The sequence below is a fragment of the Delftia tsuruhatensis NBRC 16741 genome (assembly GCF_001571325.1).
Taxonomy (GTDB): Bacteria; Pseudomonadota; Gammaproteobacteria; order Burkholderiales; family Burkholderiaceae_C; genus Comamonas; species Comamonas tsuruhatensis.
In genome coordinates, this window is the sequence record NZ_BCTO01000022.1 from 1 (window position 1) to 14,499 (window position 14,499).

Annotated in this window: 6 protein-coding genes; 2 read left to right on the forward strand and 4 right to left on the reverse strand. The window is 68.8% G+C overall.

What is annotated here, in order from left to right:
- Positions 1–40 precede the first annotated feature (40 nt).
- Together DTS01S_RS10485 and DTS01S_RS10490 are read left to right on the forward strand one after the other, a co-directional pair.
- Positions 41–7,471 (forward strand): non-ribosomal peptide synthetase, encoded by a 7,431-nt coding sequence (locus DTS01S_RS10485; protein ID WP_255247312.1) that lies wholly within the window; start codon positions 41–43, stop codon positions 7,469–7,471.
- Positions 7,472–7,650: 179 nt separating this feature from the next.
- Positions 7,651–10,050 carry a TonB-dependent siderophore receptor gene (locus tag DTS01S_RS10490; RefSeq protein ID WP_061287685.1) on the forward strand — a complete coding sequence of 800 codons (2,400 nt, stop codon included), beginning with the start codon at positions 7,651–7,653 and terminating at the stop codon, positions 10,048–10,050.
- Between the two features lie 76 nt (positions 10,051–10,126).
- On the opposite strand, the gene DTS01S_RS10495 is transcribed toward DTS01S_RS10490, so the two are convergent.
- The 4 genes from DTS01S_RS10495 to DTS01S_RS10510 form a co-directional block, all read right to left on the reverse strand.
- Positions 10,127–11,161 carry a FecR family protein gene (locus DTS01S_RS10495; RefSeq protein WP_061287686.1) on the reverse strand — a complete coding sequence of 345 codons (1,035 nt, stop codon included), beginning with the start codon at positions 11,159–11,161 and terminating at the stop codon, positions 10,127–10,129.
- Positions 11,162–11,172: 11 nt separating this feature from the next.
- Positions 11,173–11,772, reverse strand: a complete 600-nt coding sequence (locus tag DTS01S_RS10500) for an RNA polymerase sigma factor (protein ID WP_061287687.1) — start codon at positions 11,770–11,772, stop codon at positions 11,173–11,175.
- A gap of 214 nt (positions 11,773–11,986) precedes the next feature.
- Positions 11,987–13,285, reverse strand: a complete 1,299-nt coding sequence (locus DTS01S_RS10505; RefSeq protein ID WP_061287688.1) for a lysine N(6)-hydroxylase/L-ornithine N(5)-oxygenase family protein — start codon at positions 13,283–13,285, stop codon at positions 11,987–11,989.
- Between the two features lie 11 nt (positions 13,286–13,296).
- The gene (locus tag DTS01S_RS10510) at positions 13,297–14,409 is read right to left on the reverse strand and encodes a GNAT family N-acetyltransferase (RefSeq protein WP_061287689.1); all 1,113 of its coding nucleotides are present in this window, start codon (positions 14,407–14,409) and stop codon (positions 13,297–13,299) included.
- Positions 14,410–14,499 lie beyond the last annotated feature (90 nt).

Sequence of the window (14,499 nt, forward strand, 5' to 3'; positions counted from 1 at the left end):
GGGCGCCGCAGCGGACGCAGCCTCGGGCGCGTGGGAAGGCATGACGGCCCTGGGCGGGCAGGAGCGCACCAACTACCCGCTGGACATGTCCATCGATGACCTGGGCCAGGGCTTTCGCCTGGTCGGGCAGGCCAGCAAGGCCGTGGGCGCGCAGCGCCTGTGCGCCTACATGCTGGCCGCCGTGGAAGGCATTGTTGCGGCCCTGGCCGAAACGCCCGCGCTGCCGGCCTGCGATATCGAGCTGCTGGACCGGGATGAATGGGCGCAGCTGACGCAATGGGCGCAATCGGTGCAGTCTGGATGCAACCCGCCGCGCCGCGACGCCCAGCCCCTGGTGCACAGGCTGTTCGAGCACCAGGTGGACGAGCAGCCCCAGGCCACGGCCCTGGTCTTTGGCGACGAATGCATCAGCTATGCGCAGCTCAACCGGCGTGCCAACCGCCTTGCGCACCGCCTGATCGCCGAGGGGGTGGGCGCGGAGGTGCGCGTGGGCATTGCGGTGGAACGCTCGGTGGAGATGGTGGTGGCCGTGCTGGCCGTGCTCAAGTCGGGCGCGGCCTATGTGCCCCTGGACCCCGGCTATCCGGCCGAGCGCCTGGCCCACATGGTCGAGGACAGCGGCATGGCCTGCCTGCTCACGCAGTCCCGCCTGGGGCTGGAGGTGGCCGGTCGCGTGAAGGCGCTGGACCTGGATGCCATCGGCGCGATGCCGGGGCCCGACCACAACCCCGGCGCCGCCGTGCATGGCGAATGCCTGGCCTATGTGATCTACACCTCGGGCTCCACCGGACGGCCCAAGGGCGTGGGCATCTCCCACCGCTGCCTGGCCGAGCAGGCGCAGCTGGCCGTCGGCTTTGCCGCGCTGTCGCCGCAGGACCGCGTGCTGCAGTTCGCCACGCTGAATTTCGATGGCTGCATCGAGCAGCTGTTCGCGCCGCTGGTGGCCGGCGCGGCCATGGTGCTGCGCGGGCCCGAACTCTGGGACAGCGCCACCTTCCACAGGGAACTCATGGCCAGGCAGATCAGCGTGGCCGATCTGACCACCGCCTACTGGCTGCTGCTGGTCCAGGATTTCGCGCGCCAGGGCCTGCGCGGGTACGGGCGGCTCAGGCAGGTGCATGTGGGCGGCGAGGCCATGCCGGGCGCCGGCCTGCAGGCCTGGCGCGATGCCGGGCTGGGCCATGTGAGGCTGCTCAATGCCTATGGCCCGACCGAGGCCACCGTCACGGCCTCCCTCTTCGACTGCACGGGCGTGGTGGAAGGCGCCGGCGCGGTGCCCCAGGACCTTCCCATAGGCCGGCCCCTGGCGGGCCGGCACATGTGGGTGGTGGACGACCGGATGCGCCCCGTGCCCCTGGGCGTGGCCGGCGAGCTGTGCATAGGCGGGCCCCTGCTGTCGCGCGGCTACCTGAACCGGGCAGGGCTCAGCGCGGAGCGCTTTGTCGCCGACCCCTTCGGCCGCGATGGCGCAAGACTCTATCGCACGGGCGACCTGGTGCGCTGGAATGCGCAGGGCCAGCTGGAGTACCTGGGGCGGGTGGACCACCAGGTCAAGATCCGCGGCCTGCGCATCGAGCTGGGCGAGGTGCAGGCGCAACTGCTGGCGCTGGACGATGTGCGCGAGGCCGTGGTCGTGGCCGGCGAGGGCCCGGCGGGCACGCGGCTGCTGGCCTATGTGTCTGCCCGCAGCGGGCGCACCCTGGACGAGCAGGAGATGCGCGAGCGCCTGGCCACGGTACTGCCCGACTACATGGTGCCGGGCGCCATCATGGTGCTGGATCAGTTGCCGCAGAACGCCAACGGCAAGCTGGACCGGCAGGCCCTGCCCGCGTTCGGCATGCCAGCCGCCAGCCAGGCGCCCGAGGGCGAACTGGAGGCGCTGCTGGCCCGTATCTGGGCCGAGGTGCTGGGCCTGGAGCAGGTGGGGCGCAGCGACAACTTCTTCGCGCTGGGCGGCGATTCCATCCTGAGCCTGCAGATCGTCTCGCGCCTGCGCCGCTTCGGCTGGAAGCTGTCGCCACGGCAGCTGTTCGAGCGGCAAAGCATTGCCGAGCTGGCGCGTGTGGCCGAGCCCGTGCAGGACGAGGCCGTGGAGCAGGAGACCCCGGTCCAAGGGAGCGTTCCCCTGCTGCCCATTCAGGCGGAGTTCTTCGAAACGGACGTGCCGCAGCGATCCCACTGGAACCAGGCCCTGCTGCTGCGCAGCATGCAGCCGCTGCAGCCTGCGCCGCTGCGCCAGGCCCTGGCCGACCTGCTGGCCCGGCACGACAGCCTGCGCCTGCGCTTTCGCCCCACGGCGCAGGGCGCCTGGGAGCAGGCCTACGCAAGCCCGTCCGAGGCCGACCTGCAGGCCCTGCTGTGGGTGCGCCAGGCGCGGGATGCCGGCGCGATCGAGGACTTGTGCGAACAGGCGCAGCGCAGCCTGGACATCGTCCACGGGCCGCTGCTGCGCGGGCTGTGCATCGAGGTGGGCGACGGCAGCTGGCGCCTGCTGCTGGTGGCCCACCACCTGGTCGTCGATGGGGTCTCCTGGCGCATCCTGCTCGAAGACCTGCGTTCGGCCTATGCCAGCCGGCTGCAGGGCCTGGAGCCCGCCAGGGTCCACAAGACCGCCAGCTACCAGCGCTGGTCGCAGGCGCTGCAGGCCCATGCCGCGCAATGCGGCGGCGAGCTGGCCTTCTGGCAGGCGCTCGCCCAGGTGCCGGCCGTCCTGCCCTGTGCCCGCCCCGAGGGGGCCAACACCCTGGCATGGCAGTCCAGCGTCGAGCTGCGGCTGGACCGCGAGCGCACCGAGGCCCTGATCAGCCGCGCGCCGGCGGCCTACAGGACGCAGATCAACGACATCCTGCTGGCCGCCCTGGGGCGCGCCCTGTGCGCGTGGAGCGGGCAGCAGCGCATCCTCGTGGACCTGGAGGGCCATGGCCGCGAGGAGCTGTCGGCCGGCGTGGACGTCTCGCGCACCGTGGGCTGGTTCACCAGCGTCTTCCCGGTGGCGCTCGATGCGGGCACAGGCCCTGGCGACGCGCTCAAGCGCGTCAAGCAAAGCCTGCGCGAGGTGCCGCTGCACGGCCTGGGCCATGGCGTGCTCAAGTACCTGGGCACGGCGCAGCAAAGGCAGGCCATGCAGGCCTTGCCCCAGGCCAGCCTGGTCTTCAACTACCTGGGGCAGTTCGACGCAAGCTTTGACAGCGCGGCTCAATGGCTGCCGGCTGCAGAGGGCAGCGGCATGCCGGCCGACGCCTCGGCGCCGCTGTCGCACGAGTTCACCATCAATGGCCGCGTCTACGACGGCGAGCTGGTGATGACGGCCGCCTTCAGCACGGCCCGCCACGACACCGCCGATGTGCAGGCCTGGATGGGGCGCTACCGGCAGGAACTGGAAGGGCTGATCGACCACTGCCTGAGCGGCGCGCAGGGGGTGACGCCCTCGGACTTCCCGCTGGCGAGGATCACGCAGGCGCAACTGGACGGCCTGGCCCTGCCTGCGGGCAATCTGGCGGACCTCTATCCGCTGTCTCCCATGCAGTCGGGCATGCTGTTCCACAGCCTGTCCGATCCCTCGGGGCTGTCCTATGTCACCCAGCTGCGCATCGACGCGCATGGCCTGGATGCCGCGCGTTTCCGAAAGGCCTGGCAGGCGGTGCTGGACCGCCATGCCGTGCTGCGCAGCGGCTTCCTGGCCGATGCGTCCCTGCCGCTGCAATGGGTGGCCAGGCAGGTCCTGCTGGACATCACCGAGCATGACTGCCGGCACAGCGAGGATGTGGCTGGGGCCCTGGATGCCCTGGCCGCCGGGCAGTTCGCGGCCTTCGACCTCAGGAAGCCGCCGCTGATGCGGCTGGCCCTGGTGCGCGTGTCCGATGGCAGCCACCACTGCATATGGACCGCCCACCACCTGCTCACGGACGGATGGAGTTCATCGAGCCTGCTGGGCGAGGTGCTGCGCGACTACAAGGGCATTGCCGTGGAGCCCGTGGACACCAGCTACCGCGACTACATCGCATGGCTGCAAGGCCTGGACCACGGGGCCAGCGAGGCCTACTGGAGGCGCCTGGTGCAGCCGCTGCACGAGCCCTCCTTGCTGGTGGATGCCCTTGCCCGGCCTGCTGTCCGGCCTGGTGCCTTGCCTGCAGCCCGGCAGGGGCACCACGAGGCCGGCGCCGCGCTGGATGCCGGTGCCACGCAGCAGCTGGTGGAGTTTGCCCAGCGCGAGCGCGTGACGGCCAACACCCTGGTGCAGGCCGCATGGTCGCTGGTGCTGGCGCGGTACACGGGCCAGGCCACGGTGGCCTTCGGGGCCACGGTGGCAGGCCGCCCGCCCGAGCTGGCCGGCGTGGAAAGAATGCAGGGGCTGTTCATCAACACCTTGCCGGTGGTCGTGGCCTGCGACGGCGCGCTGGAGCTGGGCCCCTGGCTGCGCACGCTGCAGGCTCAGAACCTGGCCTCGCGCGAGCATGAGCAGACGTCGCTTTCGGACATCCAGCGCTGGGCGGGCAAGGGCCAGCGCGGCCTGTTCGACAGCATCCTGGTGTTCGAGAACTACCCCATGGATGCCGTGCTGTCCGCGCATGACGACCCGCATCTGCGGTTTGCGGTGACGCATGCCATCGATGTGACCTCCTATCCCATGGACCTGGAGGTGCGGCTGGGCGATGTGCTGTCGCTCAAGATGATCTACCAGAAGAGCAGCTTCGGCGATGACACCGTGCAGGCCCTGCTGCGGCAACTGGTGCAGGTGCTGGAGTCCATGGCGAGCGAGGGCATGCACTGCCTGCGGGACATCGCCTTGCTGCCCGAGCCCGGCCGCGATGGGCCGGCGGGCACAGGCACGGGCACGGATGCCTGCCGCCCGCCGTTCCTGCCCGTGCATGCCTGCATGGCGCTGCAGGCGCGCCGGGACCCCGGCGCGGTGGCGCTGGTCATGGGCGAGCAAACCATCAGCCATGGCGAGCTGCAGGCGCGCAGCAACCATTTCGCCAACCGCCTGGTGCAGGCCGGCGTGGGGCGCGGCGCCATCGTCGGCATCGCCATGGAGCGTTCGCTGGAAATGGTGATCTGCCTGCTGTCCGTGCTCAAGGCCGGAGCGGCCTACCTGCCCCTGGACCCTGCGTCGCCGGCCGAACGCCAGAGGTTCATGCTGGCAGACAGCGGTGCCTCCCACCTGATCGCCCACAGGGCGGCGCTGCACAAGCTGGGCACGCCGGCCGTGGCCCATCTGGTGGTGGCCGAGGAGGTGGACTTCACCCAGGCCTGCAACGCGGCGCCGGCCCATGCCGTGCACGAGCGCGACCTGGCCTATGTGATCTACACCTCGGGCTCGACCGGGCAGCCCAAGGGCGTGGTGGTCGAGCACGGGCCGCTGGCCATGCACTGCGCGGCCACGGCCGGGATCTACGGCATGCGGGCGAACTCGCGCGAGCTGCATTTCATGTCCTTCTCGTTCGACGGCGCGCATGAGCGCTGGCTGACGGCGCTGAGCATCGGCGCCGGCCTGGTGCTGCGCGAGCCGCAGATGTGGACGGCGGAGCAGGCCTGCGAGGCCCTGCGCCACCATGGCATCTCCAATGCCGCGTTCCCTCCGGCCTATCTGGCGCAGATCGCGGACTGGGCCGCAGAGCAGTCGCAGGAGCCGCCGCCGGTGGAGTTGTATGTCTTCGGTGGCGAGGCCATGCCCAAGGCCGCCTACGACAAGGTGCGCCAGAGCCTGCGCCCGCGCCTGCTCATCAACGGCTACGGCCCCACCGAGACGGTGGTGACGCCGCTGATCTGGAAGGCCGAGGCCAGCGAGACCTTCGACTGCGCCTACGCCCCCATTGGCCGGCCGGTGGGCGAGCGCACGGTGCACATCCTGGATGCCGACCTGCACCGGGTGCCGCACGGCGTCGTGGGCGAGCTGTACATCGGCGGCTACGGCCTGGCGCGCGGCTATCTGTCGCGCCACGGCCTGACGGCCGAGCGCTTCGTCGCCGACCCCTTCGACGACGGTGGCGGCCGCCTGTACCGCACGGGGGACCTGGTGCGCGAGATGCCGGACGGCAACATCGAGTACATCGGCCGGGCCGACCACCAGGTCAAGATCCGGGGCTTTCGCATCGAGCTGGGCGAGGTCGAGAAGGCCGTCCGGGCCGTGCCCGGCGTGGTCGATGCCGCCGTGCTGGTCCAGGATGCCGGTACAGGCAAGCAGCTGGTGGCCTATGTGGTGGGGGAGGAGGGCACCGCCGCGCAGACCCTGGTCCAGCGCATCCGCCAGCAGACAGGCGAGCACCTGCCCGACTACATGCTGCCGGCCCATACGCTGGTCCTGCCCGCCTTGCCAAGACTGGTCAGCGGCAAGCTTGACCGTGGTGCGCTGCCGCTGCCGCAGGCAGATGCCGGGCGGGTTCACGTGCCACCGTCCACAGCGTCGGCCATGGCGCTGGCCCGCATCTGGCAGGAGGTGCTTGGCGTGGAACGCGTGGGCGAGACCGACAACTTCTTCGAACTGGGCGGGGACTCCCTGCTCAGCCTCAGGATGCACGCCAAGGTGCGCAAGCTGGGCGATCCGCAGCTGGACTTCAAGCTGCGCGACCTGCTGCAGCGGCCGACCATTGCCGGCCTGCTGGAGCTTCGCTCAGCCGGCGCCGGTGGAGTTGGGGGCGTCGTGGCGCTCAACGCCGTGTGTGAAGCCGCGCCACCGCTGTTTTGCGTGCATGCCGGGTTCGGCACGGTGTTTGACTACCAGCCGCTGGCGCGGGCATTGCAGGACCGGCGCACCGTCCACGCCATACCCTGCCGCAGCCTGGGCGATCCCGGCTACCGCGACCGCTCGCTGGAGCAGATGGCCGACGACTACTGCGCGATGGTGAGGCAGGTACAGCCCGCCGGCCCCTACCACCTGCTCGGCTGGTCCCTGGGCGGCAGCCTGGCGGCCCTGATCGCAGCCCGGCTCGAAGCCCAGGGACAGACGGTGGGTTTCCTGGGACTGGTGGACCCGTTCGTGCCTGCTGGCGATGCGGCCGGGTCCCCGTCGTGGTGGGATGACTTCCGGCTCTTTGTCTCGCAGATGCTGCCCTTGGCGCGCATCGAGGACCTTGCGGACATCGATGCATCGGTGCCGCCCCGCGCCGATCTGCTGGCTGCCGCGCTGGGCCGTGATGCGTCAAGGCAGGGACCGGGAGGACCCAGCGGCCATGCCTGCATGGACGGCGCCGACCTGGCCCAGGCCTTTCTGACCACCCTGCACCTGAAGCACCTGGCGCTGCAGGCGCAGGCCCTGGCGCCCGTGCAAGCGGCGGCAAGCCTTTGGTGGAGCGATGAAACCGCGGCCGGGCACCGGCTGCGGCTCGCGCACCAGCTGCGCCAGGAGGGGGCCGAGGGGGTCGACAGGGCAGAGGGCGCGGTGATCCGCGCCGACCACTACGCCATCATGAGGAACGAGGGGCTGACGGCTGAAATCCTGGATGCCCTGGCGCTGGAGTACGCGCTGGACTGACGGGCGCCGGGGACGGGGGCAGGACGCCCCCGTCCATCCCGGTTTTTTCGTGAAATCGGGGTTACACCTTGTCTCCATTTTTCTGCGCAGAACGTCTTTGGAATGCACAACAACCAGCGCCGAGGTCCGCGCTCGGTTGGTAACCAGTCTCATTCAATGCCTTTGGAAATTCTTCAGCCATGCGTTCCTTGCCCCGTCAACATCTGCTGAGCCTGGCCCTTGCCACGGCCTTTGGTTCCGTCTCGTTCTGGAGCACCGAGGCGGTGGCCCAGGCCACAGGGCAGGAGGCTGCCCAAGTGTTCGATATCCATGTGCCGGCCCAGGCCCTGGCTTCGGCCATCAACGAGCTGTCCCGCCAGGCGGGAACCCAGATGTTTGCCGCAGGCGACTTGGTGACCGGGCTCAGTTCCCGCGCCGTCAACGGCCGCCTGACATCGGAGCAGGCCTTGCGGGAGCTGCTGGCCGGCACGTCCCTGGAAGCCATCAGGACGAACAACGGAGGCTTCGCCATCCGCCGTCCCGCGGTCTCCGGCGCGACCTTGCCGACCATCAACGTCACGGACAGCGAAACCGCAACCGGCCCCGTGCAGGGCTATGTCGCCCGGCGCAGCTCAACGGGCACGAAGACCGATACGCCCATCCTGGAGACACCGCAGTCCATCACGGTCATCGGTGCCCAGGAGATCGAGACGCTGAAGTCGCAAAGCCTGCAGGATGCGCTGGGCTACGCCGCCGGCGTCACCCGCGCCGAGGGCCTGGACCGTACCTCGGACAGCCTGTACCTGCGCGGATTCCGCACCACGGGCATGTACCGGGACGGCAGCCTGTTCACGGCCAACATCTACGACGGACGGCAGGAGCCCTACGGCCTGGAGCGCATCGAGCTGCTCAAGGGCGCCTCTTCGGTGATTTTCGGCTCGGTCTCCCCGGGCGGCGTGGTCAACACCGTGAGCAAGCGGCCCACCACGGAAAAAATCCGGGAGCTGAACATCGACGCCGGAAGCTTCGGGCGCAGGCAGGTCTCGGGTGATTTTGCGGGTGCCCTGGACGACGAGGGCAAATGGTCCTACCGGCTGGTGGCGCTCAAGCGCGACAGCGACAGCTTCATCGACCGTGTCCCCGATGACAGAACCTATGTCGCCCCATCGCTCAAGTGGCAGCCCGATGCGAATACCTCGCTGACACTGTTGGCCGAGGTCCAGAAGGACCGCACCACCTACGTCTACGGGCTGCCCGCCTACGGCACCCTGCTGCCCAACATCAATGGACAGATTCCCCGCAACCGCTTCATCGGAGAGGCGGGGCGGGACAAATTCGATCTGGACCGCTACTCCATCGGCTATCTCTTCGAACATGCCTTTTCCGAGAAGCTCAAGCTCAGGAACAGCATGCGCTACTACAACGCAAAGAGCAGCTACTTCAGCACGGACGGCTGGGGCCTGTCCGCCGACCAGCGCTCGGTGGTGGAGCGCTACTACCAGCCGCGCTGGGACCGCTCGTCGGCCTTCGTGACCGATACCTCGCTGCAGTACCAGCTGGACCAGGGCCGCATCAAGCACACCATGCTGGTGGGCTTCGACTACGCCCTGCCAAAGCACGAGACCGAGCGCTATGAACAGCAGGCCGCCGACCTCGATGTCTTCAACCCGGTCTACGGCAAGCCGGTGGGCCCTGTCTCCCCCTACTACCGATCGTCCTGGAAGAACGACTACAAGCGCCTCGGCATCTATGCGCAGGACCAGATCAAGATCGATGACAAGTGGGTGGTTCTGCTGGGCGGCCGCTATGACAAGGTCCGCTTCAACGAGACGAACTTCTTCACCGGGGACGTGAGCGCGGCCAATGAGAAAAGCTCGGCCTTCACGGGCCGGGTGGGCGTGGTCTATCTCGCCGCCAATGGCCTTGCCCCCTTCTTCAGCTACAGCGAGTCCTTCGAGCCCACCCAGGGCCAGGACCGCCTTGGATCGCGGTTCAAGCCCACGACGGGGCAGCAGTACGAGGCCGGTGTCCGCTACCAGCCCAGCGGCTCCAGGGCCATGGTTTCGGCGGCGGTCTTCCAGCTCACCCGCCAGAACCTGCTCGTGCCCGATCCCCAGGACGCCAGCAGGGCGTTCAACATACAGGCCGGTGAAGTCCGCTCCCGCGGCTTCGAGCTGGAGGCGCGAAGCTCCATCGGCCGCAATGTGAACATCATTGCCGCCTATGCCTACACGGATGCGCGCACCACGCAGGCAAGCCCCCTGCAGCCGGACGAGCTGGGCAAGCGCTCCATCGGCGTGCCCTACAACCAGATATCGCTGTGGGGCGACTACAGCTTTGGCGACTTCGGGCTTGCCGGCCTCAAGGTGGGCATGGGCGCCAGGTACCTGGGCCAGACACGCGGCCTGGCCTATGGCGTTCCCGTCTCGCTGCCGGCGTTCACCCTGGTGGATGCCATGGTCAGCTACACCACCGGACCCTGGCGCTTCGCCCTGAACCTCACCAACCTGACCGACAAGACCTATATCGCCAGCTGCTCCTACGGCTGCTTCTACGGCGAGCCCCGCAAGGTGATCGGCACGGCCACCTATCGCTGGTAAGCGGGCATGGGCCATGGGCCACGGCTGGAGCGATCCGGCCGTGGCCTTTTCTTTGTCGGGGAACCGAAGGCGCCGTTCAGAGCGCCTGCAGCTGCACGCTGCCATCGGCCTGCGCGCGCACCCTCAGCGGCAGGATGGAGGGCAGCACGGCCAGCAGGCCGGCCGAGTCATTGGCGCGAAAGCGCCCCGTCAGGCGCAGCGCGGCCACGCGCGCATCGGCGGCTTCGATGGGCTGGGTGCGGTAGGCGTTGACGGTGGCCAGGGCCTCGGCCAGCGGGGTGTTCTCGAAGACCAGCCAGCCTTCGCGCCAGGCGGACAGCGTGGCGGCATCGGCCTGGCGCACGGCCTCGGGCTGGCCATTGCGGATGTCCACCACCTGGCCTGGCAGCAGGTCCAGCGTGGCCGCCGCCTCGGTCGCCGGATCCTGCGCATCCCTGCCCAGCACGCGGACCCTGACATGGCCATGCTCCACGCCCACCGTGACCGTGCCGCCACGGTCGCGCACGGTGAACACCGTGCCCACGACCTCGATGCGCGCCTCGCGCGTGATGACCTCGAAGGGGCGGTCGGGGTCCGAGGCCACTTCGAATCGCGCTTCCCCGCGCGACATGGATACGCTGCGGCGCTGGCGGTAGAGCGTCACGGCAATGGCGCTCTGGGGCGCCAGCTCGATGCGGCTGGCCTGCAGCGGCGCCTTGCCGTCGGCCAGCGTGACCTTGAGCATCTGCGAGTTTCGCGTGGCATAGGCCGAGGTGTGCAGGGGCTGCTGCCAGTACCAGTAGGCGCCCCGGCCGGCCAGCGCGCCGGTGCCCAGCAGCCCTGCAAACGACAGCAGCAGCTTGCGGCGCCGGACGGTCTGGGTGGAGCGCGAGGCGCTGTCCGCCAGCAGGGCGGTTTCCTGGAATTGCTCGCGCAGTCCGCCGGACAGGCCGCCGAGCATGTTCCAGCGCAGGTGCGCCTCGCGCGCGGCGGCATCGTGCCGGGCTGATTTCCCGCGCCATTCGCCCAGGGTCAGGCGCGCCTGGTGGGCCACCGGGTCGGGAGCGATTTCGCTTTGAACGATCAGCGTCAGCGCATGCTCGACCATGCGCTCGCTAGGTGCACTTGCCATGGAAAGGGGGGTCAGGATGCGTCGTCGGTCAGTGTACTGTTGTCGAAATCCATGACGCTGCCCAGCGCATGGTCCTCGATCAGCTCGGAGCGCAGCTGGGCCAGCACGCGCGAGCAGTCCAGCGTGGCGCGCACCATGTGCTTGGCGACGGCCATTTCGGTGATGTTGAGCTGATCGGCGATTTCCGCGCGCGTGTAGCCATGGGCGCGAAAGAGGATGAAGGCTTCGCGCCGGCGCGGCGGCAGGCTTTCCAGCGCCTGGACGACGCGGTCCAGGATCTGGCGCTGGGCGGCCAGGGTTTCGCTGGAGGGCGCACTGTGCTGCACCGCCATTTGCTGGCGCGTCCAGTCCTGGGAGGTCTTGCGCTTGCGCGCATCGTCTATGCACAGGTTGCGTGCCACGCGAAACAGCAGGGCGCGCGGGGATTCGATGTCGGCATCGGGCAGCGCCTCGGCCTTCTTGCCGCTGCGCAGGCCCAGGGCGTGCACATAGACCCGCTCGAAGCTCGATTGCGCGATGTCGGCCGCATAGTGCGGATCCCGGAGATCGCGCGTGAGCTGGCGGCGCAGATCGCCATAGTGAGCCACGAGTTCCTGGATCAGGTCACGCATCCGGATACCTGCCTTTCCGCAAGGGCGATGGGTTGGAACCCCTGGGTCCGTACAGAGATGGGCCTACCGGATGCCGCAACCCCGGCCAGGGCCGGGGCGGTGCAGCAGCGGGTATGGGATTCAGCGGCGCAGGTGATTCGAATTCAAATGCAAATGGTTTGCATTCAAATTATGGCATGGGAGATTCGTGCGCCATCATGCCCGGTGCGATCTTTCAGTCCTGCAGCGCCAGCTGTTCTGTGCGCGCAACATCGGGTCTTTGGGCTTGCGCTGCCAGCAGGGCGTCGCCGATTTCGCCGGTGCGCACCGAGGTGACCGACAGCAGGGTGTCGCTGAGGCCGTGGGAGTCCTCGCAGGCGCCCTGCAGGAAGATGGCGGGGCGAAAGTCCGGCGTGGTGTGCACCTGGTAGTCGCGGCTCACGGAGAAGTCGCCCAGGTAGGGGGCCAGCGGGTCCAGCAGGGTCTTGTGGTGCTCGCGCGCATAGCCGGTGGCCAGCACCACCACGTCGTAGCGCGATGCATGGTCGATGCCGCTGTTGAGGTCGCGCAGGCCCAGGTGGATGCCGTCGCTGGCAGCGCGCACGTCCTGCACCTCGTGGCGGCGCAGGAAGCGGTGGCGCGTGTCGCCGACGACCTTCTGTTCATAGAACACCTTGAAGATGCTCTCGATCAGCTCCAGGTCGGGACAGGCGTAGTTGGTGTGCCAGAACTCGCGCAGCAGGGCGCCGCGCTCGTCGTGCGGGCGGCTGTAGACATGGTCCACGAAGTCGGCGTTGAAGATTTCGTTGACGAAGGGGCTGTCGTCCGAGGGGCGGATGGAGCGGGCGCGCATGACCAGGTCGATCTCGGCCTTGGCGTAGCGGCCGTGCAGGTCCATGAAGATTTCGGCGGCGCTCTGGCCCGCGCCCACGACGGCGATGCGCAGCGGCCTGGCATGCTCGGCAATGCTGCGCAGGTAGGCGCTGGAGTGGAAGACGCGCGCATCGCCGCGCAGGGGCTTGAACTGCTCGGGAATGCTGGGCGTGCCGCCGATGCTCATGACCAGGTTCTGGCCCAGGCGCTCATGCACGTTGCCGGCCGCATCGCGCGAGCGCACGCGCAGCAGCTCCACCTTGCCGTCGCGTTTTTCAGGCAGCACCTCGATGACTTCCTGGCCGTAGACGCAGCGGTCCTCGAACTTGGAGGCGGCCCAGGCCAGGTAGTCGTTGAACTCGTGGCGGCTGGGAAAGAAGGTCTTGAGGTTGATGAAGTCCTGCAGCCGGCCCTTCTCGTGCAGGTAGTTGATGAAGGTGAAGCGGCTGGTGGGATTGCGCAGCGTGGCCAGGTCCTTGAGGAAGGACACCTGCATGTGGGCCTGCTCCAGCAGCATGTCCTTGTGCCAGGCGAAGCGCGGCTGCTTTTCGATGAAGACGGGGTGCATGGCCCGCGCCGTGGTTTCGCGCTCCTTGAGGGCGATGGCCAGGGCAATGTTGGAGGGGCCGAAGCCGATGCCGATCAGCGGGTGGGTTTGCATGGAAGGTCCTTTCATTGGGTCGATGCGTCCAGTGCGTCCGGCGCGGCTGCGTCGGTCTGCGGTATCCACAAGGCGTCTGCGAAAAAGCGTTCCCTGAGCAGCACTCCCAGCACGGCGCGCTTGTGCGGGAAGTCGAATTCCTTGACCAGCGCATAGCCGCAGCGCGGCAGGCTTTTGCGCATCTTGCGGTTGTCGGCGCGCGGCTCCACGACGATGCGCTGCGTGCGGCAGTCGTCCAGAAAGAGGTAGTGCGACAGCGAGGGCAGCCAGGCCGTCAAGTAGGGCTGGCCGCGAAACCGCGCCTCCCCCACCAGCGCATGCCAGCCCCGGTCATGGTCGCCCGCGTCATAGAAGGGGGCGATGCGGTCTTCCTTGGCCCAGTAGGCCTCGAAGTAGCCGAAGGGCTCGCCATCGAAGCAGCCGATGAGGCCGAGCGCATGCGGGTCGCCGGCCATGCGCTGCAGGTAGGCGCGGTGGTGGGCAAGGTCGCCGCTTTCCTCCCAGAAATGCGCGACGACCGGGTCGTTCATCCAGCGGTGGATGAGGGGCAGGTCGGCCTCGGGCTCCACGGTGCGAAAGCTCAGCGTGCGGCCCAGCCAGGGGATGAAGCGGCGGTAGACCTCGCCGCGCGGCTTGTGCAGGCGCACGGGGTGGCGCCGGCCTTCGCTGATCGTGTAGTGCAGCGCATAGGGTGGGCGCGGGCGGGGCAGCCACAGGGGCTGCTGCCACAGCACGCTTCTTGCCACGCACGGGGCCTGGCCCGGCTGCACTGTGGCAATGCTGTCGCGCAGGCCCGGTGGCAGGCGGGGCAGGGACAGTTCGATGGCTTGCGCATCGGGATGCAGGCCAAAGCCGGCCTGCAGCGCGGCCAGCAGTTCATCCGCTTCGGGCATGCCCGAGCAGGGCCCCATCCATTGCAGCCGCAGCAGGCCTGGCGCGGCCGCGGGTGACAGGTTCCAGAGACTGTGCTTGCCGGGCCTGCCGGAATCCACGGACCCCGAACGCTCCAGGCGCAGCCGCTGTCCATCGCCGAAGACGCTGATCGTCTCGGCGCCTGCATGGGCGAGGTAGCTGGCGCCGGAGGCGTCCGGTGACGGTGTAGCGGTGGCTTCGGCTGGACGCACGTGGACTCTTTCAGATGGAGTGCCCCGCGTGCGGGACACGGATGGGGGCAAGGGCACAAGGGACGCAAGGGACGCAGGGGACACAAGGCA

What these genes read in the sequence shown, in the direction of transcription:
- DTS01S_RS10490 (WP_061287685.1), top strand. Translation starts at nt 7,651, where the DNA reads ATGCGTTCCTTGCCCCGTCAACATCTGCTGAGCCTGGCCCTTGCCACG.
- DTS01S_RS10500 (WP_061287687.1), bottom strand. Translation starts at nt 11,772, where the DNA reads ATGCGTGACCTGATCCAGGAACTCGTGGCTCACTATGGCGATCTGCGC.
- DTS01S_RS10495 (WP_061287686.1), bottom strand. Translation starts at nt 11,161, where the DNA reads ATGGCAAGTGCACCTAGCGAGCGCATGGTCGAGCATGCGCTGACGCTG.
- DTS01S_RS10505 (WP_061287688.1), bottom strand. Translation starts at nt 13,285, where the DNA reads ATGCAAACCCACCCGCTGATCGGCATCGGCTTCGGCCCCTCCAACATT.
- DTS01S_RS10485 (WP_255247312.1), top strand. Translation starts at nt 41, where the DNA reads ATGACGGCCCTGGGCGGGCAGGAGCGCACCAACTACCCGCTGGACATG.